The following is a 19,878-nucleotide window of genomic DNA, read 5'->3' as shown; positions in this document are numbered from 1 at the left end:
GTGTAATTTCTCACACTCGAGAGCGCCTTTCCGGCGGATCGCCGGAAATCATCTTTCGGTGAGTTGAACCGCTCGCGCAAGACATTGCCGCGGCCGTTTTGTTTCTTTGCTCCTGTCAGCGGTCACCGATCGCAAATTGCAGGGCATAATCGTCATAGCTCGTGCCCTCGATACTACCGTGCCGGAAAAAGGTTTCCCCCTGCACAGTCGGAAGACTGGTGAGGTTTGGCGAAAGGTTGGCGCGCATTTCCAGCCGTCCCGCGCTGAAATACCAGTCGATCGCCAGACACTGGGTTTCGCAGTCAAGGGAAACTCCCCTCTCGAAATCCGAGCACAGGAGCGGCCAGATGTACCGGCGCCGTTTCTCAAGCAATGCCTTCATCCTTTCCCTTGCCAGCTTCCCCTCGGTCGTTTCCGCCTCATCCCACTTCAGGGTCGAGATTTGCATCGTGTGCAGATCATTCGGATCCAGCACCACCTCTGGGGCCTCGGGAGGTAATTCGCCCTGGAAGCTTTCCGCCTGTTTCAGCCGATTCTTGATCTCCTGCTCCCGGTCGTTTTCAGGGTGGTCGGAAAAAAAGAAGAACGGGTTGGTCGAACCATGGTCGTCGCCCATGAACATCAGCGGCGTCTGCGGGGCGAGGAGGAGGATCGTCTCAAGCGTATCGAAAAGGGGAGGTTGTATCAGGGAACGCAGCCGCTCCCCGCGCAGGCGGTTACCGGCCTGATCGTGGTTATGCAGAAAGTTTACGAACCGGTGGGGCGGGAGATGGCCGCTGGGTTCACCGCTTCCGGCAAAATTATGAGAAGGCCGCGGGTGGCCCTGATAGACAAAGCCGGTTGCGAGCGAGCGGCGAAGACCGTCATAGGGCTGGTTGGCGAAATCCTCGTAAATGCCGCCGTCCTCATGCGTGGTGGCAACATGAATAACGTGGTGAAAGTCGTCGTTCCATTCGGCATCGACACCGACGAGGCCATCAGACGAAGGTGTCATGGGTGAGGCTGCATTTCGCGCGTCTTCCGTAACGATATGGACATGCCTGCTCGTTATCGCCCGTTTCACGTGCCCCGCCATCTCGATCAGAAAATCGACGTCTCCGTCGCCGCCGGCGAGATGGTCGGCGGCATCGATCCGCAGCCCGTCAAACCGATATGTCTCTAGCCAGTAGAGCGCGTTCTGGAGAAAGAGCGACCGCACCTCGGCGCGGTTGAAGTCCGGCGCGGGTCCCCACGGCGTCCCGCCCGGCTTGAAGAATGTGGGAGCAAACGCCTCAATTGCGTTCCCCGTGGTGCCGAAGTGGTTATAGACGACATCCAGCAGCACCATGATGCCGTGGGCGTGGGCCTTATCGATAAAGGCCTTGAGGTCTTCGGGCGTTCCATAATCTCGCTGGGGCGCGAACTGCAGAACGCCGTCATAACCCCAGCCGCGACTGCCCGAGAAGGTAGCAAGCGGCATGAGTTCGACAACCGTCACACCGATGCCTGCGAGATATTCGAGCTTCTCCCCTGCGGCCGCAAATGTTCCTTCTTTTGTAAAAGTTCCGACATGAAGCTCATAGACGACCGCTTCGAGCCACGGCCGGCCTTTCCAGTCGGGGTTTTTCCAGTGGAAGTCATGGTTGACGATAAGGGAGGGGCCGAGCGGGCCTTCGTCCTGCTGGTTGGAAGCGGGATCCGCAACCCTTGTCCCGTCATCCAGTATGAAGCCGTAGCGATCGCCGGCGGAGGTGGGTTTTGTGGCGTTATGCCAGCCGTTCCCGGCCGTTTGCATGTCGAATTCCGCGTCGTTCAGCCACAGTTTCACCGTTGCCGAGGCGGGTGCCCAGATGCTGAAATCCGTGTCGCCGGATTGATTGCGCTGCACACCCCATTTGCGATAATTCGCTGCATTCATCACCAGAGCCTCCTGTTGCCAGTGGCCTAACCTGTTGGTGATCCTGGGGTTCCCGCCTGCCGCCTGTCAGCTCTTATCTTTGCAAAAGTCTCGGGTCTGAAGTCGGCGACCGCATTCTTTTTGCGCTTGCTGTTGCCAACAAGGCTCTCGAAAAGCGCCATATATTGTGCGGCACTCTTGTCCCAGGAAAAATTAGCCTGCATGGCCTGCCCCTGAAGCCGCCGGAAAAGTTCCCGGTCATTATAGGCGTTAATGGCGCGGTCCAGTGCTGCGCACAGATCGTCTGTATTCGCCGGCTCGAATTGAAAGCCTGTCGCCACGCCCGCTTCAATGGCCGCGTCATTGGCGTCGATAATGGTTTCCGCCAGCCCGCCCGTGCGGCTGACGATGGGCAGCGCGCCATATCGCAGCGCGTAGAGCTGCGTCAGCCCGCATGGTTCGAACCGCGAAGGCTGGATGATGAAATCCGAGCCGGCCTGGATCATGTGCGCCAGCCGTTCGTCATAGCCGATATGGGCGCAGACCAGCTCCGGATAACGCTTTGCCAGCGCCTGCAAGCTGTCTTCCAGTGTCGTATCCCCCTCTCCGTGAATGATCAGCCTGCCTTTCCTTTCAATTATAAGGGGTACGACGTGAGGGAGGAGATCGATCCCCTTTTGCCAGGTCAGGCGACTGACCACGCCGAAGACCGGGCCCTGGGTAGGGGCAAGACCAAGGGCCTGGAGCAAGGCATATTTGTTGATGCTCCGTCTCGTAGCCGTGGCAGCCGTGAAATTGGCGAGAATGTAAGGGTCCGTCGCCGGATTCCAGACGTCCTGATCGACGCCGTTGACGATGCCGCGCAGGTTCTCGCGCCGCTTAGCAAGAACGCCCTGCATTCCCATTCCCATTTCCGGTGTGAGGATTTCTCTTGCATAAGTGGGGCTTACCGTCGTCACGGCCGATGCGGTCGTCAGGCCACCCTTCAAAAACGACATGTCGCCATAATATTCGAGGCAATCCACCGTGCAGAGGTGGGGCGGCAATCCGAGAACGCCCGCCCGCTCCAGTGGATATTGTCCCTGAAACGAGAGATTGTGAAGGGTAAGGACGGAGGGCACCTGCGGCGTTGCCTCGGCGAGGTAGACGCAGCTTAAGGCCGCGTGCCAATCATGCGCGTGAACGAGATCGGGCTTCCAGCCGTCAATCGCACCGACTGCGATTTTCGCTGCAACCTTGGAAAGGACCGCAAAGCGCAGATCGTTGTCGGAAAAAGGCTCGCCTTTTATGCTATAGGGATGGCCGTCCCTGTCGAACAGGTCCGACGCTTCCAGAAGCAGCAGTTGTTGACCGTCTGAGATAACGGGATAAACCGATACCGGCTGCTCAAGAACAGTTGCACTCAGACATGGCTCCTTTCCGCGGATAAGTGGCGTGAGCCTGCGGTACAAAGGCAGCAATGTACGAACATCCGCCCCCTGTCTCGCCAGCGCCTCCGGCAGAGCACCTGCCGCATCGGCCAATCCGCCGGTTTTGACGAATGGAAACATTTCGGCCGTCACGGCAAGAATCCGCATTTGGCGCCTCCAGGAACCGCATTGATCTTAGATTGCGAGGAGCCCGGAAACAGGTTGGTGACAACCAAGCCGCCTGCCGGGAACAGGCGGGCATTACCTGTCCTGCCGGTGCCCTTGATGGGTCGAGTTAATCTTTATGTTTGCCTGCCGGCCCGTCTGGGTCGAAGCTTTCTATTCCTGGGCAGATGAGGCGTCTTCCGTGCTCAGGCGGCCATTGTCACCGGGGCCCTGGTGGCTCCGGTTGTCTTCTGGAATAGGGAGAGTTTTCCGGGTCATTTGATAACCTCGTTCGGTATGAGTTCCTTGGAGCAACCCGAACCGTGCCTACGCAGGTTTGTTCCCGGTCCGCCGGCTGACTTTCATATCGTGATCGTGTCGTTTCACGGATCGATCGACGGTCGGAACACGGCAACGTTCTGCCCACCCGCATGGCGAGATGCAGGATAATCGGAAACCTCGGAGGTGAAAAACTAAGCTGAAATCGTGACAGGATGCCACCCGTCAGACCTGGATGTCAGCCGACACGCAATTTGGTTCGGAAATAGAGAGCGGCCAATTGCTGGAGTTTCGACGGATCGACGACGCCGCGATCATACATTTTCAGGACGTAGCGGGCGACGTCTGCAGGGCATAGAGCCGGATCGCGTTCTGCAGACACGACATTTTCGTAGGCTGCCTTAACGATATTGATGTCTTCGTTCAGAAAAATTCCAGCACTCAGGTATTCGTGATTGGTTTGCATTTCACCTCCTTGAAACGCGCTCGGCGTTTCACAGCATGAGGGAAGATGCATTTATCTTATAGAGAAACGACCAAAGGTAAATGTCCGCAAGCGTACCAACGACAACTGAGAACGGCCGTCGGGCCTAGCGAACGCCCTCGCTCGCAACAGCAGTCAGGTCGTCAAGCGCGGAATCAGAGCTGTATTTGCGCATAAATCGGGCGAGCATTCGATTGTTTTCCTCCTCGGGCACGCCGTAGAGATCGCCGGCATAGGTCTCAAGCATCTCGCGGTTCTTGATCGTAATTCGTCCCCTTTCGGAGCGAATGAACCCAAGGCTTTCCAGCACGTGGAGAGCGTCCGTTACGCTCGCGCGTCTGACTGCCAGCATGGTTGACAGGAATTCGTGGGTCAGTTGCAGCTGATTGCTTTCCACCCGGTCGTGGCACATCAGGAGCCAGCGGGCGAGGCGCTCCGTTACGGACTGGGTGGCGTTCGAAGATGCCGTGAATTGTATCTGTGTTCTTGAGACGTGGAGGGCGCAGACGAGAATGTCGAAGAATACCCGATATTTTGAAATAAGCGCGTCAAACGACCTGATATCCATGAAAAGTGCTTCGCCCGGAGCCTGCATGACGATCTCGGTCAGGTTCGTTTCCGCGCCTGCTACGGCTCCCGCCGGCACGAACCCCTCTTTGCCGACAACTCCCGCCTCGGTTTTGCGCCCCGATTTGGTGACGACAACGACCGAAGCTATGCCGGATAACAGAAAGAAGACACCCTCGATGGCCCCGCCGGCGGGTATCAACATGTCACCCAGTGCGAGTTTGATGGGCCTGCACGCGTCTCCAACCTCAACCCGGACGTCATCAGGTAAATGAGAAAGCAGAATATTCGCTTCGCCATGGCTATCGGGTTGCTTCAGCATGACACGTGCCTCCCTTTAATGTCTGATGCCTCCTCCTTGCGCCATCAAGGCGGAAACAATGTTTTCAATGTCTTCCGAACGCCTGGAGAGGACAAAAGGTCCCGGCTCGCTATCGATGACCGCTTCGGGTACGAAAAAAAGATAGGGAATGGCTTCGCCATCCAACTGCTCGGTGAGGCGTAGCAGGATGTTTGCCTCGTAACGAACGTCGATAATCGCGGCGGTAAATTTCAGAGCGGCTTCACTCTCTATGAAACTTGCGGAATACGGTCCCTCGAGACCAATCTGAGCATGAAACCAAGCCATCCTGATTTCCGGTGTCACGGTATCAGTCATGCCAATGATTGCGATGGTGAGGCGTTTGACAGTCCGCATGCTTTACTCCTCGCATACCACTGCATGGGTGTGCCGTTCCACCTACCATAACGCCTGAGCAGGATGATTTCAGCCGCCCCGTAGTCCGAATTTATCAAATAAGCGCGAGAGGGCCGGCGCGGCGTTGGGCATCTCGTCCGGATGATGAAAACCCCTTGCGACGGTTTTCCTCGCCGTCGTCCCGCTTCGGGGGCGGAACAATTGCGGATGGGCGGGGGTGGGATGCCGCGCGCCCATGAGGAGGTATCGGATGCAGGCAAAAGACAATTACTAGGCTGATCCGCCACGGGAAAGCATCAGGCTTGAGCAGGATATAAACCCACCGGTAAGTGAAAGGCTCGATTCAAACTTTTCACCCATGACGGCGATTTTCGCGGCCGCAAACGCACCTGGAAAACCATGATGGTCTATACGCTTGTGATATTTGCGCTGGCGGCCGCCATTGCGCTCTATTTTTTAATCGCGACGCATCCCGGTCGCACCGCGTGAGCCGGCGCCGGCCCGTCATTTCGCCTAGACCTTACCCGCCTCCAGATTGCGACCATCAGTCGACGGTGGAACGCTGATTTCTGCGCTTCTGCGTCGCAGGGGAACATCCACCTGATGGGGCACCGCCACCATTACCTGAAGCGACCGCGACACCCGATTGGGGGCTGCGGTATCGGTCAGCGTCATATGGGTGGTTTGAGCGAAGCGTCTCGCCTCTTCGGTCCGCAGCATATCGTTCTCCAGCAGCTTTGCTGCCGCGAGCGCGAGATGTCGGCTGGGATAAACGCCTCTTATGATATCAGAGATGACGACGGCCCATCCATTTTCATGCGCCGTGATCTGGTATTCGATGTTCTTTTTCATGGTGTTCAAGCCTCCCTGTTTGGCAGCCCCTAACCACGATTGGAAGAGCTTGTTCCAGATATTGAAGGCGGATGCGGCGGATTGCTTTCGCTAAGTCGTCCCGGCAAGAATTTCGCCTATTCGGCCATTCCCCGATGCAGCAAGGGACCCTCCTGCAAATTCGTACGGAAACGTACTCACTGTTTTCATGCGATTTTCCGCTGTTAATATGACCGCGGCATATTGTTGTTTTCGAGCAAGGGGCGAACCGGGCGAACCGCTATGCTTGGATCTGATTTTTTTGTTTATAACCTGCTATTGAAAACCCTGGGCATGGACGGGATTTCACGGCTCGCGTCTCGAATGGAGCACGTCGATCTGCCGGCGGGGTATCAGCTCGTTGCGCCTGGCGTGCCTGTTTCCCATCTCTGTTTCATCGAAACCGGTCTGGCATCCACCGTCGTTCATAACGGTAGCGGTAAAAGCATAGAAACCGTGCTCGTCGGCCGGGAGGGGATCACCGGCTGGCCCGCTCTTCTGGGCGCGGAAACCACGCCGGATGAAACCGTCATGGGTGTCGGCGGCCGTGGCTTTCTGATCCCCGCCGTCGAACTGCGACAGGAGATGGAGAACGACGTGCGGCTGCGGGAGCTTTTGCTGGGCTATATCAATATCTGTCTGCTTCAGGTGGGCCAGCTTGTGCTGGCAAATGGGCAGTACAGTCTGCGCGAAAGGCTCGCGCGCTGGCTGCTGATGTGTCATGACCGGCTCGATACCGATGATCTGCCGATCACCCATGAGTTCCTCTCCACGGTTCTTGGCGTGCGGCGGCCGGGCATCACCAACGAGCTGCATGTTCTCGAAGGCATTCATGCCATCCGTGCCAGCCGAGGAAACGTCCGGATCGTCAATCGAAGCATATTGGAAGACGTCGCCGGCACGACCTACGGCGTCCCGGAAAAAGAATATGAAAAACTGATAACTCGTATGCGGACGGACGTTGCAACGCCATCAGTCATTTCTGCCTAGCGCGTCGGCGAAGCGGACGACTTTCAATACTTCCTGCTGTTTATTCCGGATGATGATGCATCCTTCCGAGATGTCGCGCCCTTGCAGGACTGCCTCGCTCATCAGCGCCCGGGCATCTTGGAGCGCCTCCTCGATCGCCCGGTCGAGCGACGGCAGATCGCTGCCTTCCGGATCATCGAGGATGTTTTTGCCGCTGATCACGGTGAAGAAAAATCTTGGCATGTTGGTTCCTCAGGAAAGACATGGTCGCCCCAGGCGCACCGCGGCTTGTCCTCAGCCGAACTGTCGCAAATATTGGGCTTGTTTCTCAAGCCGGGCGGCAAGTTCGGAAATGCTCATATTGGTCGCGCATAAATGAATAGCGCATTCCAGGAATTGCAGTGACGAGCGCCTGATAAAGTCCTGCTGCTGCTCATAAGCCATTCTGGGGATGCGATCGGATTTGCCGGATTTGTCCGTCATCGTCATGTTCCCTCGGATTGAATTTTCTCTCGCGCCTAACCGGGGCAACGCGAAATTGTTTCGAAAAAAGTTGCCCTGCTGTGTTGTTGTCTTCGCGGAACATCGTCGCCGCAAAGAGGTTGGGTGGGTTCGCAACCCAACCGGAGGCAATGATGACCAATAATTCTCCACGAGGTGGCGCTCCCGGCACCACCGACCAATCACCCCGTTGGGAGGGGCCGAAGGAAACCCGCCCCAGCGGCTACATGGAGCCCCTTGACGATCCCGAGCACGATCGGGAGGCTGTTGGGGAGAACGTCAAAAACCCACGTAAGAAGCGTGTTTCCGACGCAATGAAAACGCGCGACGAGAAGTAATGCGCGGCTCGTCCGTTGCGACCGGAGGAAGACATGTTCACTTCAACAAAAATACCGGCCAGCATCCGTCAGGGCGGGCCGGGTGCATCGCATGAAAACGCGAAGGCACCCTTGGAAATCAAGAAACCCGCCGCAGATAACGACAAGCGTTCGAAGAGCAGGGTTTCCGGAGGAGGTCGTGGGCGTGACAGTCACCATACCCATGACCCATACCGAAAATCATGATTCGCCGAGAGAGAAACAGTGAAAAAGGCGAAAAAGAAAAAGAAATGGTCGCAGAAGGTGACCAAGGAAAGCGACGCGCTCGATCTTGAGAAAGACGCCTCTCGTTGAGGAACTCTGTTTTCCTCTTGCCCGAAGCAAACGTCAGGATCGCGTCAGATCGCCGCGTAGTACGATCACCAGTTCCGCACCATCGGCACGAGATCAATGCGGTTTACCAGCGTGCGAAGCTTGTCGGCCGCCTGTGCCCTCGTCTCCTCGTTGCCAAGCTGGTCGTGAAGAGCAGCGATCTCCTCATGATAAAATTTTGCCAGATTGGGATGCCGCAGGGGAGGTGGCTCCTCCGCATTGCGGATTTCGGATTACATAGAGGTTTCCGATGACCATGACACGTTTTTCCTGCAGTGAAGTCGATCTTGACGTTAGCAAGGCAAAGAAAGCCGCCCAAGCGGGATCCGTGACGATCACCCATCGCGGCAGGCCATCTCATGTGTTGATGACGTAACGCGAGTTCGAGCGCCTCATCGGAAAGCGCCGCAACCTCGCCGACGACGCACGAGCACTAACGGCTGATAGCCACCAAATCTCGTCGCCATGTTCCGCACTATGAACTGGCAAATGCTCTGGTCTACAATGCTGGCGCGCAACGCTCCCGAAACACTCCTAAACCCGCGCTTCCAGAACCATGTTGAAAGGCCCGGTGAAGGCTCGCCTGACGCTGGAAAAGCCACCCGAACGAATGACCTCTGAGAGCTTAGCTTCGCCAGCTTGAGCTCCCAATCCTTCACCCACCTCCTGGTCAAGTGACGTTGGCACGCAAATCATGGTTGATGCATTGTAGTAAAGGCGGCCGACAGGATTCATATTGTCCGCCGGGCGGTCGCCCGAGATAGGTTCAACGATCATCCAGGTGCCGTCATTTTTGAGGATACGAGACATGTGCCCCGCACACCCACGCGGATCACCCATATCATGCAGACAGTCGAAACTGGTGATGAGATCGAAATCCGTATCCTTGATGTCTTTGGCCGTCGCCGCCACGAATTTCACCCGGTCGTCCACCCCATGGCTTCGGGCATGCTTGTTGGCCTCTTCTATGGATGGCTCGTGGAAGTCATAGCCTGTGAAGCTGGCGTTGGGGTACGCCTCGGCCATAAGAATTGTCGAGAAGCCGACGCCACAGCCGACATCGGCGACCCGGGCGCCCTTCACCAGTTTGTCCTCGACGCCATGAAGGGCGGGCAGCCACGATTGGACAATATTGTTCACATATCCCGGCCGAAAGAACGCGCCCGTTGCGCAGAACAGGCAAGCTGCAGTGTCACCCCATCGCACCCCGCCGCCGGTCCGGAAGCTGTGCTCAACCTTGGGCTCTCCCTCGATCATCGCCGCGACCAGATCGAAAGCCCCTTCGAGATAGACGGGGCTGTCCTCGTTGACGAACACCATCGCCTGCTCGGGTGAGAGACTAAACATCCCGGAACCGCTGTCGTAGTCGATGTAGCCGTTTGCCGCCTGTGCCAGCGCCCACTCCCTGACGTAGCGCTCCAACAGGTTACCGGAGGCTGCCGCAAGGCCTGTGGATGTTAGCGGTCCGGCGCGGTGCAACGTATCGAACAGCCCCAGTCTCAAGCCAATCCTAACAGTTGGAACACTGAAGGCTCCGCCTAGATCGCCCAGTATTCTGCCAATAAAAGAATTCAGTTTTGTTTCGTCGAGCTGTGTCATTTCATTCCCCCCAATTAATTGAGTTGGCGGGCAAAGGCTGACCGAAAATTTACGCGTCAGTGAATGCTCGTAGGCGAAGTAATATAGCCGAATACCCTGAATTTGTCACGCAAACCAATATCGCTCTATCGGTGGTCCGCTCCTGACTGGCGTTACCCGTAAGAGTGATGGACGATAGCGCGGGGAAGTCGTAAACTGGCTTGAAGACCAGGCAACGATATACTCCCGGGAGGAAGCAATGCCTATCTTCATGGACCGGCACGAGCTTGCGGGAGTTTCAGCGGCGGATATCGCCGCGGCACATCTTAAAGATCTCAACATTCAGGAGCAGTACGGCGTCAGGTTCCTGACCTACTGGTTTGATGAAAGGCGTGGTACGGCCTTTTGCCTTATCGATGCTCCAGACGCTGAAACTGCGCAGTGCGTACATCGGGAAGCCCACGGATTTGTCGCCAGTGAAGTTGTGGAAGTCGCTCTGTCCGCTGTGGAAGCATTTCTCGGGCGAATACAGGATCCCTTGTCGCTTGCTACCATCTCGAAAGATATGGATGCCGGCCACCGTGCGATCCTGTTCACTGATATTGTCGGTTCAACCGAGATGACGGCCCGCCTTGGCGATCGTATGGCGGCGGAACTCGTCCGCGCACACGATGCCCTGGTTCGTGGTTGTCTCGGGCGACGGTCGGGGCGAGAGGTCAAGCACACCGGCGATGGCATAATGGCTGTATTCTCGTCCGTACCGTTTGCCGTGGATTGCGCCATTGATATCCAGCGCGAGTTCCATCGCTACAACAGCGGCAACGGTGAGCCAATTCACATCCGCATTGGACTGGATTGTGGTGAGCCGGTCGAGGACAGCAATGATTTCTTCGGTGCGACCGTGCAACTGGCAGCCAGGCTCTGTGCCGCGGCCGAGAGCGACCAGATCCTGATATCGGACAAGACCTTCCAGGAATATGGCAGCGCCGATGTCCTCGTCCATGGCAATCAATACAGACTGAAAGGATTTGCCGAGCCGGTCATCGCCTATCGTTGCGAGTGGCTGCACTAGCGACGTGATTTGAAATCCGATGTAGAAATGACCATCAAATGGTAATCTGCGTTGAGCCACCGTGCGGTTTGTTCGGTCGGGCAACACCGGCCTGATGTCTGGCGGGGTGTGGACACTTGCACCACCGCTGGGCGGCCGCTCTGCGAAGCCGGAAAACTCTAGCCTCAGCTGGTCCAGAAACCTGGGGCGGTTCAAAATGGGCCGGACTCAAATTTATTCTGGAGGAAATTCTCAGTGGCAGGTCACGGTCACTATGCAATTCAATGTCGCCTTGGTTGGGAGGATATTGATGAAAAGTGCGGCATTAGATAGAAAAACCACAGAATTCCATTTCAGGCACTGATTTCCATGGCTAATTTGGGAAATCTCTAAACGTTGCATGGCATCGGCCGCAAATAATGTACGTCGCGCCGCCAAGCGGTACGCTGCAATGGCGCTAGCAAGAGCGCGATCAAGGATCGATGGAATGGACTTGGCGTATCGCCTCCCGGAGGAATTCTTCACAGAGCGGTTTCTAGTCAGGCGGGTTCAACCATCTGATGGCGACGCAATCTTTGCTGGTTGGGCAACTGATCGTGAAGTGACGAAATATCTCACTTGGCGTCCGCACACAGACCTTTCCCAGACGCAGGAGGCTGCGGAACGCTCCTATCTGGAGTGGGAAGGTGGCTCCACGTTTCCAGCGGTCATTTGCCGACGCGAAGTGCCGAGCGAACTTGTTGGAAGGATTGACGCGCGACTGGCGGGACCGCGAGTTTCCTACGGTTGGCTTGTCCGGAAGGATCACTGGGGACAGGGCGTTGCGACTGAAGTGGTAAAATGGGCGATCGAGCATGCCCTTACCCATCCGATGATCTATCGCACCGAGGCAGCTTGTGATGTCATGAACGTGGCCTCAGCACGTGTGATGGAAAAGGCTGGTATGACCCAGGAAGCGTTGCTTCGGCGGTATCTTTTCCATCCAAATTTGTCGAACGAACCAAGGGACGCTTTCCTGTATTCCAAAGTTCGCTGAGACCGTCCCGGGTTACCAATCCGGCTGTAGCTTCCCGCATAAACCAACTGGGTCTCTCACGAGCGACTCCTATGCGAAATCCAAGGCAAAAATCTGGATCATGTTCAGGATGATACGCATACAGCTCTAATCTCCCCGCGGCCTTCAGTCGCCGGACGGTGTCAACATCAGGATGCGCCCGCCCTAATCGTGGCGGTTCTTCACGAATGAATGAATCTCATGAAGCTGTTGGCTAATCGTGTGAACGAATGATATTTCGGTGAAGGGAGATTATCTGCGCGAGACGGATAAATCGTTGTTATAGCATGGTCGCAAAGAGGGGCGCCTGTTTGAACCCGCCTCAAGGCGTAGTCTTCGATTAGAATTGTTGGATAGCATCGCTAATTTCACTTCTCGCTCATGACGCCTCCGCCATCGCTGCATAGATGGCCCGACTGATATCGGTAGAAAACCGCCCGGCGCCAGACATGCCTTCAAATGCGGTATTGGTCAGGGCCACAACTGTCAGGCCGTTGCTTGGGTCAGTGAACCAGCTATGCCCGTAGGCCCCGCCCCAGCGCCAGGTGCCTGCCGGCTCGGCCACGCCTGCGGCCTGGCTGTCGCGCAGCACCGAAAAACCGAGACCATAGCCCCAGCCCGGCGATCCCTCGATGTCGATCCCGGCTATCTGGTCACGCGCCATCACGGAGGCATGATCGGCAGTCATCATATCACCGCCGCCCTGCCGTAACGCTTCTATCAGCTGCAACACATCGAACGCTGTGCCGACCATACCGGCGCCGCCTGAAGGAAAAGCCTTGGTATCAAACACCCGTGATGGATCCATCATGACGCTTGCCATACCGGGGAGCAATGGCAAGCAGTCCGGTTCGTGCATCCGGCGGGGACGTGGCGTGGCGTCCGCGTATGCAGCCGTAACCCGGGATGGATCGGAAAGCGCAAAACCGGTATCCTTAAGACGGAGCGGCTCGGTGACGAGCTTGCGGATGGATTCCGGCAAGGCGAGCCCTGTTGCCGCCTCAATCACCGCACCCACAACATCTATCCCCAACGAATAGCGGAATGCCGACCCCGGAGCGAAGGAGAGGGGGACGCCGGCATGGCGCCGGATGTTGTCGGCAAGCGTCAGGTCGGAGCGGTCCATACCGTCCGACACGCCTGCTTGGGCGAGAGGCCCGCCTTCCGGCTCAAAAAAGCCGTAGCTGAGCCCTGCGCTGTGACTGAGTAGATGACGCAAGGTGATAAGAGCCGGTCGTCCCTCGAAGGTCGGCGTGAACGCCGGTAGCCATTCCGTGATTGGTCGATCGAGATCCAGTATCCCGCGACTGACCAGCGCTAGGGCAGCCGCAGCGGAGAAGAGTTTCGAGACGGAGGCCAGTCGGAAGATAGCGTCAGTTCGCATCTCCGTGCCGGCATCCCGGTCGGCGAGCCCTGCTGCGCGGCAATATATTGTTTTGCCGTCGAGCGCGACAAGGACGACAGCACCGACGATGCGTTCGGCTGCAATCGCGCCGTCTATCACAGCGTCCAGGCGCGATACGATCGAAGAATTTGAGGATGTCATGAGAATTTCCTTTGGATCAGGGATTGGCAGCCGGTGGGAAGGCATGATGGTGTGCAAGAAGTGTTGTGATGAATGCCGGGACGAGGAGGATAAGAATGGCTGGGGCGAAGCCGCCAACGCCACTCTGCTGCAGGATCAACCCGCCGACGATACCGCCACCGGCGATTGCCAGGTTCCAGGCGGTGACCAGCATGGATTGAGCAACATCGGCAGCATCGCCTGCGGTGTTCGAAAGAGCGGTCTGAAACAGCGTGGCGGTTCCGCCAAAAGCGAGGCCCCAGACCGCGATTGCACCGTAGACAACCGCTGGGTTCTCACCCCATAGCCCAAGCGCCAGCGCTGCAAGCCCGAACAAAGCGATGCTGGCGAGCGACAGGCTTCGCAGTTGGCGGTCAATCAGGACACCGACGATCCAGATGGCTGCCAGTGCTGTCGTGCCGAAGACCAGAAGCACAAGATCGGTCCGCGCTGCCATGCCGGCCTCGACCAAGAACGGGGCGATATAGGTGTACAGGATGTTGTGAGCGAGGACGAAGGCAATGGTGACGAACAGGACCGGGCGCACGCCGGGCAGAGTAAACACCGTGCTGAGCCCGCGGCGACGCTCCATAGGCTGGCCTTCGAAGTCCGGCACCTTCGCGATAACCCAAACAACCAGTACCAGAGTCAAGCCGCTGATGAGGCCAAAACACGCCCTCCACCCGAGGAGGGTGCCCAGAAAAGTACCGGCCGGAATGCCAAGCGACAGCGCGAGCGGCGTGCCCACCATGGCCACCGCGATAGCCCGTCCCTTTAGTGCCTCGGGCACCATGCGTGCCGCATAGCCTGCGAGCAACGCCCAGAGCAACCCGGCCGAAACGCCGGCACAAAATCGTGCGACCATCGTCAGCAGATAGCTAGAGGAGACGGCTGTAACTGTATTGGCGATTGCGAAACCGGCGATGGCAGCGAGGAGTAACCGCCGCCGTCGTATGCCTTGCGTCGCCGCCGTCAGCGGGATCGCGGCGATGAGCGATCCAATCGCGTAGATCGTCACCATCTGGCCCACCAGTGCGTCCGACACGGCAAGGCCCGCGCCGATCTGCGGCAGCAAAGCTGCGGGCAACGCCTCGGTCAGAATGGTGATGAAGCCGGCCATGGCGAGTGCGAGCAGGCCCGAGAGCGGCAGACGACGAGGTTGGGGCGGGTCGACGGGGGACGCGGCGAATAAGTGCATGTTTGTCATGCCCTGACCATAAGCCGGTCGCCGCGATTGGAGAATTATGCTAGAGTTCTCATCATATCGGACATAGATGTCCGCAATAGGGACCAGTGGATGGAACATCTCGGCGCATTGAATGCCTTCGTTCAAACGGCAGATTGCGGTAGTTTTGCGGGTGCAGCCGCGAGGCTTGGCGTTTCTGGCTCGGCCATCGGCAAGGCGGTCGCGCGGCTGGAAGAGCGGCTTGCCGTTCGCCTCTTCCATCGCTCGACGCGCTCGTTGACGCTGACTGCGGAAGGAGCTCTGTTCCTCGATCGCTGCCGCCGGATATTCAGCGAGATCGAGGCCGCTGAACTGGAGCTGTCGCAAATCCGTCAGGCGCCGCGCGGACGTCTTCGTGTCAGCCTGCCACTAATCGGCATGCTGATGATGCCCGCAGTCATGGCCTTCATGCGCGCCTATCCCGAGATCGAGCTTGACCTCGACTTCACCGACCGGCTGGTGGATGTGATCGACGAAGGTTTCGATGCCGTGGTCCGCACCGGCGAAGCCCGGGACTCGCGATTGATGATGCGTCGGGCAGGGGCATTCTCGCACCGGATCGTCGGATCGCCCGATTATCTCGCGGCGCGTGGCGTGCCTTCGACGCCCGACGATCTGCTCGGTCACGCCTGCCATCATCACAAATATCCGTCCACCGGCAAGCTGGAGCGCTGGCCGATGGTGTCGGACGGCGCGGCCCTTGAACTTGTTCTTCCCGTGACATCGGTAGCAAGCACGCTCGAGCCGCAGATCTGCCTGACCGAGGGGGGCTTCGGGCTTGCATGCCTGCCGCAATTCGCGATCCGGGAGCAGCTCCGGCGAGGTACGCTGGTCAGCGTGCTTGAGGACTATATGCAAGAGGTCGGTGCCTTCCACATCCTCTGGCCGGCAAACCGGCATCCCTCGCCGAAGGTGTCCGCCTTCGTCTCCTTTATGGCTGAAAACCTTCTGCGTGAGCAACATAGGTGATTTGTCATTCGCGCGTTCGCACCAAACCTCGTGGCCTTAGGCCTCACTGGCGGCAACTGACGTTCGCTTGAAAGGATCAGGAGATCGTCCGCGCCTACGTGGCCAGCGCAAAGGCCAAGGGGCGCGACGACATTTCCGCCCATTCCGAAAGCCGCTCGCCAGCACTCGGTCAGCCGCCTGAGGCATGGCGTTCAGCGGTCGATTCGAGGGGGGGGCGATCTTTTCGATCACCGATGCGCTTGCATACGGCATGATCGAACGTCAATGGGGTCGCATCATCATCATCATCATCATCATCGGTTCATCGGGCATCGAGCGACCCATTGCCGGTTTTGCCCTGTCGAAAGCGGTTCGCGCCGCGGTCGCCGGGTGGTCGAAAACGCTGTCGACGCAGCGCGCGCCTCACTGGGTCACGGTCAACATGATCCTGCCTGGCCGGAGTGACACCGACCGCGTTCGCGTGCTGGATGATATCAGGGCTAGAAACATCGCCCTTGAGCTAGCTGCCGTGCAGGAAGCGTCGCGAACGGACATCCCCCGGGAGAGAACGAGTTCAATCATGGTCGGTCAAATATGCGTAGCTCGGGCTTGATCTCAAACTGGTAAGAACACCGATACCATGGTCAGCAACAAAAAATTCGAATCTTCCCGGTTCAAGACTAAGGGGGACATAACCGGTGTCGTTTCGTTGACTGCGGGTCGACCACTTTGGCCCAGAGTCCGTAAAGCGCTGCGACGAATTTACTACTGTGGTCGCTGGAAAAAAAAACGGCGCTGGTACTAAGCCGCTTAAGTCGATTGACCATGTCTGTGCAAGCGTCGGGGTTTGAAACCAACATGGTGACGGGCATTAATCCGAACGGATGTAGTTCTTCGAAAAACCACGTACCTCCCCGATGAGTAATAAAGTGACCGAAATGCCGAGGGTCCAACCACCTCGACCCGTTGCGTCCCCGCAGGTGCGCGGGAAAGATATGAATCAGCTCAAGGAATGCGCCTAAGGACGGTACCCGATGGCAGGTCGGCCACGTCCACTGCGCCGTTCTGCAGGGCCAAGGAAACATCGTCGGTGAAATCGTTTGTGAGCGCTTCGATGAGTCACCTTTGGACTGATGCCGTATCTTGGTCATGGTAGCGACCGCGAATAAAGAGGACCTCTTCGTTAAGGTTGTGCTCCAGCAACTCGGCGATAACACGAGCAATTCATCGGGAACGTGCCGTGATGCTTCGGAGACGATTTCCAGCCCACGGTTGACGGCAAGCTTGTTCAAAGTCCGCTAATGTCTTACCGGTCGTGTGGCTCTGAATGCCTTCAATTTCTTCCAGCATTTCCGCCAGAACAAGCCCAACTTTTCGCTCTACCATCAAAATACTCGAACAGCCGATTGTTCGTTGTCGCGGCGAAGCATGGGATGGCGGCTATTGCGAGTGGTCACATCGACCTCTATGGCCAGCTTTTCTTCAAGGAACTGCCTAATCCCAAGTAGCTCCAGAAGCGAGAACTTTTTGGAAGGGTCTTAATCAATGAAAACGTCTAAATCGCTGGAAGAGCCGGCTCCATCCCGGGCTGTTGATCCAAATAGATAAGGGCGCGTCGCGCCAATGCCTTTTATGGCGCGAGCGGGCTTCTTTAAGCTTCGGATGGCAACGATTCGGTCCATGACCCAATTTAATATCGACCTCCGAAAACCATCTACATGCTTTACCTATTACAGACCGGGCGACATGATTGGGCCAAAGAGAGCTGCTGCGCAGCCTGCCCGGTCTGATCCTGGAGTGAATTTAGTCCATCCCGTCTTTCTCAGCCCGGTTCACGATATGGGTAAAGCGGCGGTGGATACCGATTTCCATGGCCAGCATTCGGCCGACGATGCGTTGATAACTGTCGATGTCAGTGGTTTCCACCGTCAGGAAATAATAGACGCCACCGCCACTGACTAGCAGGACACAATTTCCGCTTTGGCGCTGACAGCGCTCTAGAAGCGTTTGAAATCCACCGGCGATGGCTGGCCAGTGTTACGTCCATCAGCACCCAAACGGGCAGTTGTTCAGCCCTTGATAAGCGGGCGTGAAAACCAGTGACCACACCTTGTGCCTCAATCCGTTTCAATCGCGCCCAAGCCGGGGTGGTCGACAAACCAACGGCTACGCCGGCGTCTGTTTGGTCAGGCGTCCGTGGAGCTTCATTGCCTCGATAATGCGCAGGCCTATTACATCCAGTTTCAGTTCTTCCTCCATGGGCCGCCGCAGACAGTTGCAACATGATGTAAGCGGGGTGGCTCGAATATGTTTCCATGATGCATATCGAAACATGCTTGACTATGATTTTTACATATGAAATGTTTTTTGCATCAACATAAAACAAGAGGGCGAACTTATGTCACTGTCGAAACCGGCCTTGCGTGCATTATTTGCATCTGTGGCCCTGACTCTTCCCGGATTGGCTGTAGCCAATACGCTGAACGTGCAGATTACCGCTGATATCAGAAGCTCCCAACCGGGCATAAACCGCGATGCTGGCACGGATTCCGTCATGCTCAACGTGGTTGAAGGGCTGGTTGCTGCAGGTGAAAAGGGTGAAGTTCGCCCGATGCTGGCTAAGGAATGGACGGTATCCGACGATGGAAAAACCTATACATTTACGCTGCGTGACGGCGTGAAATTCCACAATGGCGAGACGATGACCGCTTACGATGTGCAGTGGAGCCTCGAGAAGCTCATTCGTGACCCGGAATTCAGCTGCAAGACATTTTTTGATGGGAGTCGCGACGCAAAGGTCCAGACAATCGTGGCGAAGGAAAACACGGTTATTGTTACGCTTGATCGTCCCGATGCGATGTTCCTGAACTACATGGCGCAGGCGCAGTGTGGATCCACCGGTATCGTGCACCGTGCCTCGTTCGGAGATGACGGCAAGTGGAAGGCGCCAGTCGCCACCGGTCCGTTTGAGTTCGGCGAATGGAAACGCGGGCAAGGACTGACACTGAAGAAATTCGCTGACTATTCTATGTCAGGAGAGCAGCCCGACGGTTACGGCGGACGCAAGGAAGTTCTTGTTGATGAGGTGAAATATGTTGTTGTGCCGGACACCGCAACGGCGGTGGCCGGTCTCAAAAGTGGCGCTCTTGATGTGCTGCCCTACCTGCCGCCGGGTGAGGCCGCAAAGTTGAAGGACGAAAAGGACTTCAACATTGTTGCGGCTCCTCACGGTGGCCTCGTGACCATGCTGTTCCAGACCGCCGATCCGTTGATGTCGAAGGTTGCAATGCGTCAGGCTGTCATTGCCGCGCTGGATACACCGCAGATCGTTGATTCCGTAACCTACGGGCTGGGTGTTCCCAACAATTCGCTCGTTGCGTCCGGCTCGCTTTATCATACGGCGGCACATGACAAGGGTTACAGTTATGACCCTGATGCCGTGAAGGCACTGCTGGCCAAGGCCGGTTACAAAGGCGAGAAGATCAACATTCTCACCAACCGTCGCTCGGCCATCAACTATGATACCGCAATCATCGCGCAGGCCATGTTGCAGTCTGCCGGTATCAATGCGGAAATCGAAGTTCTTGAATGGGCAAGCCAACTCGACCGCTTCAATAGCGGTAAATACCAGATCATGGCATTCAATTATTCCAACCGCACCGAGCCGGCGCTCGCCTATCAGACGGTTGTCGGTTCGAAAGCCAAGAAGGCCAATGCTGTCTGGGATGATGCTGATGTTAGCAAACTCGTCAATCAGGCGCTGCAGGAAACCGATCAGGCAAAACGTCAGGCGATCTTTGATGACCTGCATACCCGTTTTCTGGAGCAGGCACCTTTGGTCATGCTCGCCAACGGTCTCGATGTCGGCGTGTCCGGCCCGAAGGTAAAGGGATATCGCACCTGGCAGGGCTTCGCCCGCTTCTGGGGTGTTGAGAAAACCCGGTGAGAATGA

Annotated in this window: 22 protein-coding genes and 1 pseudogene; 11 read left to right on the top strand and 12 right to left on the bottom strand. The window is 57.0% G+C overall.

Annotated features, from left to right (window positions below):
* Positions 1-115: 115 nt before the first annotated feature.
* The 6 genes from treZ to GH784_RS23865 form a co-directional block, all read right to left on the bottom strand.
* Positions 116-1,897: a malto-oligosyltrehalose trehalohydrolase gene (gene treZ / locus GH784_RS23895; RefSeq protein ID WP_112493378.1), complete on the bottom strand. Its 1,782-nt coding sequence runs from the start codon at positions 1,895-1,897 to the stop codon at positions 116-118.
* Positions 1,898-1,923: 26 nt separating this feature from the next.
* Entirely contained in the window at positions 1,924-3,453 is a 1,530-nt protein-coding gene (gene glgA / locus GH784_RS23890) for a glycogen synthase GlgA (protein ID WP_153793912.1), read from the bottom strand.
* A gap of 514 nt (positions 3,454-3,967) precedes the next feature.
* Complete coding sequence (locus tag GH784_RS23885; RefSeq protein ID WP_003518990.1) at positions 3,968-4,195, bottom strand: hypothetical protein; 228 nt, start codon at positions 4,193-4,195, stop codon at positions 3,968-3,970.
* A 124-nt stretch (positions 4,196-4,319) separates the two neighbouring features.
* Entirely contained in the window at positions 4,320-5,102 is a 783-nt protein-coding gene (locus GH784_RS23880) for a Crp/Fnr family transcriptional regulator (RefSeq protein ID WP_013762439.1), read from the bottom strand.
* A gap of 15 nt (positions 5,103-5,117) precedes the next feature.
* Positions 5,118-5,477: a hypothetical protein gene (locus GH784_RS23875; RefSeq protein ID WP_019567398.1), complete on the bottom strand. Its 360-nt coding sequence runs from the start codon at positions 5,475-5,477 to the stop codon at positions 5,118-5,120.
* A 513-nt stretch (positions 5,478-5,990) separates the two neighbouring features.
* A complete protein-coding gene (locus GH784_RS23865) occupies positions 5,991-6,329 on the bottom strand; it encodes a hypothetical protein (protein WP_019567397.1) in 339 nt (112 codons plus the stop codon).
* A gap of 261 nt (positions 6,330-6,590) precedes the next feature.
* Between GH784_RS23865 and GH784_RS23860 the strand changes: the two genes are divergently transcribed.
* Positions 6,591-7,337, top strand: coding sequence for a Crp/Fnr family transcriptional regulator (locus GH784_RS23860; RefSeq protein ID WP_112493377.1), 747 nt, complete (start codon positions 6,591-6,593; stop codon positions 7,335-7,337).
* Here GH784_RS23860 and GH784_RS23855 read toward each other — a convergent pair.
* Positions 7,320-7,559: a DUF6894 family protein gene (locus GH784_RS23855; RefSeq protein ID WP_006315847.1), complete on the bottom strand. Its 240-nt coding sequence runs from the start codon at positions 7,557-7,559 to the stop codon at positions 7,320-7,322. The two genes, GH784_RS23860 and GH784_RS23855, sit on opposite strands and share 18 nt — an antisense overlap.
* Positions 7,560-7,610: 51 nt before the next feature.
* Positions 7,611-7,799, bottom strand: coding sequence for a hypothetical protein (locus tag GH784_RS23850; protein WP_112493376.1), 189 nt, complete (start codon positions 7,797-7,799; stop codon positions 7,611-7,613).
* 152 nt (positions 7,800-7,951) lie between these two features.
* On the opposite strand from GH784_RS23850, the gene GH784_RS23845 reads away from it, so the two are divergent.
* The 4 genes and pseudogenes from GH784_RS23845 to GH784_RS27535 all read left to right on the top strand — a co-directional run.
* Complete coding sequence (locus tag GH784_RS23845; protein ID WP_026331086.1) at positions 7,952-8,155, top strand: hypothetical protein; 204 nt, start codon at positions 7,952-7,954, stop codon at positions 8,153-8,155.
* A gap of 33 nt (positions 8,156-8,188) precedes the next feature.
* Complete coding sequence (locus tag GH784_RS27545; protein WP_013762445.1) at positions 8,189-8,380, top strand: hypothetical protein; 192 nt, start codon at positions 8,189-8,191, stop codon at positions 8,378-8,380.
* An 18-nt stretch (positions 8,381-8,398) separates the two neighbouring features.
* The gene (locus GH784_RS27640) at positions 8,399-8,488 is read left to right on the top strand and encodes a DUF3175 domain-containing protein (RefSeq protein ID WP_112493375.1); all 90 of its coding nucleotides are present in this window, start codon (positions 8,399-8,401) and stop codon (positions 8,486-8,488) included.
* Between the two features lie 268 nt (positions 8,489-8,756).
* Positions 8,757-8,879: pseudogene (locus tag GH784_RS27535) on the top strand (type II toxin-antitoxin system Phd/YefM family antitoxin); the annotation flags it as partial.
* 161 nt (positions 8,880-9,040) lie between these two features.
* On the opposite strand, the gene GH784_RS23825 reads toward GH784_RS27535, so the two are convergent.
* Positions 9,041-10,105, bottom strand: coding sequence for a class I SAM-dependent methyltransferase (locus GH784_RS23825; protein WP_019567392.1), 1,065 nt, complete (start codon positions 10,103-10,105; stop codon positions 9,041-9,043).
* A gap of 238 nt (positions 10,106-10,343) precedes the next feature.
* On the opposite strand from GH784_RS23825, the gene GH784_RS23820 reads away from it, so the two are divergent.
* Both GH784_RS23820 and GH784_RS23815 read left to right on the top strand, forming a co-directional pair.
* On the top strand, positions 10,344-11,156 hold the full coding sequence (locus GH784_RS23820) for a nickel-binding protein (protein ID WP_013762450.1): 813 nt from the start codon (positions 10,344-10,346) through the stop codon (positions 11,154-11,156).
* Positions 11,157-11,622: 466 nt separating this feature from the next.
* Positions 11,623-12,171, top strand: a complete 549-nt coding sequence (locus GH784_RS23815) for a GNAT family N-acetyltransferase (RefSeq protein WP_013762451.1) — start codon at positions 11,623-11,625, stop codon at positions 12,169-12,171.
* 397 nt (positions 12,172-12,568) lie between these two features.
* Here GH784_RS23815 and GH784_RS23810 read toward each other — a convergent pair whose 3' ends face one another.
* Positions 12,569-13,735, bottom strand: a complete 1,167-nt coding sequence (locus tag GH784_RS23810) for a serine hydrolase domain-containing protein (RefSeq protein ID WP_112493374.1) — start codon at positions 13,733-13,735, stop codon at positions 12,569-12,571.
* A gap of 16 nt (positions 13,736-13,751) precedes the next feature.
* Positions 13,752-14,960: an MFS transporter gene (locus GH784_RS23805; RefSeq protein WP_111800613.1), complete on the bottom strand. Its 1,209-nt coding sequence runs from the start codon at positions 14,958-14,960 to the stop codon at positions 13,752-13,754.
* A gap of 90 nt (positions 14,961-15,050) precedes the next feature.
* Between GH784_RS23805 and GH784_RS23800 the strand changes: the two genes are divergently transcribed.
* Entirely contained in the window at positions 15,051-15,947 is an 897-nt protein-coding gene (locus tag GH784_RS23800) for a LysR family transcriptional regulator (RefSeq protein WP_111800612.1), read from the top strand.
* Between the two features lie 184 nt (positions 15,948-16,131).
* Positions 16,132-16,539, top strand: coding sequence for an SDR family NAD(P)-dependent oxidoreductase (locus GH784_RS23795; protein WP_246670496.1), 408 nt, complete (start codon positions 16,132-16,134; stop codon positions 16,537-16,539).
* A gap of 925 nt (positions 16,540-17,464) precedes the next feature.
* On the opposite strand, the gene GH784_RS27695 is transcribed toward GH784_RS23795, so the two are convergent.
* Positions 17,465-17,608: a nucleotidyltransferase domain-containing protein gene (locus GH784_RS27695; RefSeq protein ID WP_322919991.1), complete on the bottom strand. Its 144-nt coding sequence runs from the start codon at positions 17,606-17,608 to the stop codon at positions 17,465-17,467.
* On the opposite strand from GH784_RS27695, the gene GH784_RS27690 reads away from it, so the two are divergent.
* Positions 17,607-17,888 (top strand): hypothetical protein, encoded by a 282-nt coding sequence (locus GH784_RS27690; protein ID WP_153793911.1) that lies wholly within the window; start codon positions 17,607-17,609, stop codon positions 17,886-17,888. The two genes, GH784_RS27695 and GH784_RS27690, sit on opposite strands and share 2 nt — an antisense overlap.
* A 592-nt stretch (positions 17,889-18,480) precedes the next feature.
* The gene (locus GH784_RS23780) at positions 18,481-19,872 is read left to right on the top strand and encodes an ABC transporter substrate-binding protein (RefSeq protein ID WP_236759708.1); all 1,392 of its coding nucleotides are present in this window, start codon (positions 18,481-18,483) and stop codon (positions 19,870-19,872) included.
* Positions 19,873-19,878 lie beyond the last annotated feature (6 nt).

It is taken from the genome of Agrobacterium tumefaciens (genome assembly GCF_009649785.1).
GTDB classification, from domain to species: Bacteria; Pseudomonadota; Alphaproteobacteria; order Rhizobiales; family Rhizobiaceae; genus Agrobacterium; species Agrobacterium tumefaciens.
Note: the sequence above shows the minus strand (reverse complement) of the source record. Positions and strands in the feature narration are given on the sequence as shown.